The 1,325-nt window shown below is 60.1% G+C and carries 1 protein-coding gene and 3 pseudogenes; all 4 read right to left on the minus strand.

Going from position 1 to position 1,325, the window contains the following annotated elements; all coding sequences use genetic code 11:
- Positions 1-13 precede the first annotated feature (13 nt).
- A pseudogene (locus GIW04_RS30765) lies at positions 14-187 on the minus strand (aldehyde dehydrogenase family protein); the annotation flags it as partial.
- Positions 188-266: 79 nt separating this feature from the next.
- A pseudogene (locus GIW04_RS30770) lies at positions 267-344 on the minus strand (creatininase family protein); the annotation flags it as partial.
- 12 nt (positions 345-356) lie between these two features.
- A pseudogene (locus GIW04_RS30775) lies at positions 357-1,134 on the minus strand (alpha/beta fold hydrolase).
- 25 nt (positions 1,135-1,159) lie between these two features.
- Positions 1,160-1,325 (minus strand): cytochrome P460 family protein (locus GIW04_RS30780; RefSeq protein ID WP_236479616.1); only part of this gene is annotated, 166 nt, incomplete at its 5' end.

Below are 1,325 nucleotides of genomic sequence, written 5' to 3' on the forward strand. Positions count from 1 at the left end.
CGCCCACCCCAGGCTAATCTGACACGATGCTTTTGGCCTCAAGAAATGCTTGCAGCCCAAAGACTCCAAACTCCCGGCCGACACCGGACTGCTTTACCCCGCCGAACGGCGCCAGCAGCTCTGGCGAAATTCTGTTGATCAACACCGAGCCGGCCTGCAGCTGGGTCGCCAGGTGTTGGGCACGGTCCGGTTGCCCGCGATAAGCACAACGCCCGGTATGCCCAGGCGTTGGCCGCGTCGAATCCCCCCCTCTCCCGCGTTTCAGCGTTGCACAACTTCAAAACGAAACCCGCCGTGCGACGTGCAAAACTCGCCTCGGCGTAGAGTGCTGGAAACGCCGCTTCGCCTTTGGCGTGTCATTTCGCCGTAGCGGCTTTTTCGATGAGGCGGGCAACCGGTTCCGGGTTCGAAACCATCACCACATGTGAAGCGCCCTTGACCACTTCCACGGCTTTGGCAGCGGCGCGCTTGGCCATGAATGCCATGGCTTGCGGGGGAATGTTCTTGTCCTTGTCGCCGTAGATGTACCAGGACGGAATATGCTTCCAGGCAGGGCTGCCGGACGCTTCGTTGAGCGCCGCTTCCGTTACCGGGCGTTGGGTGGCTGCCATCAATGCCGCCTCTTTCGCGGGGACGTCAGCGGCGAACTGGTCGTGAAACTTGTCCTGCTGGATGTACAAGTCCTTGCCCCCATCGGCCAGCGGTACAGGCGCAGCCAGCGTTGGGCCCAGCGTGCTGCCCGGGAATTTGCCGGCCAGCCCGGCGACGGTTTCCCCCGGCCTCAGGTGCAAACGCACTGACGTAAACCAGGGCTTTGACGTTTGCATGATCGTTGGCCGCATCACTGATAACGTTGCCGCCATAGGAATGGCCGACCAACACCACCGGCGAATGAATGCTCGTCAGCAATGCCGAGATTGCCGAACCATCGCTCTTTACACCGCGCAATGGGTTGGCAGCGGCAACCACCGGGTAACCGTCCTTCTCGAGAATCGTCACCACGCCATTCCAGCTCGACGCATCGGCAAAGGCGCCATGTACGAGCACAATCGTGGGTTTTTCAGTTTGCGACCAGGCGTGTGTCGCCATGCTCAGGCTGACGGCGACGGCCAGTGCGGTTAATACTTTTTTCATTGTTGACTCCGGGTTTGACGGGAAATCAGGGAGCGAAGCGCGTGAAGACAAAGTCGTGATTGCGCACTCGCGCCTGGTGACAGGCGAAGCAGGTTGCGTGTTGGGCTTCATCGGCCGGTTTACCGTTGATAAACCGCCCGAATCCCCAACCACCGGTTGCTGCATATTTTTTCGAGTCCTTGACCATCACC

It is taken from the genome of Pseudomonas sp. PA-4-8C, from assembly GCF_021606625.1.
Lineage (GTDB): Bacteria > Pseudomonadota > Gammaproteobacteria > Pseudomonadales > Pseudomonadaceae > Aquipseudomonas > Aquipseudomonas lactis.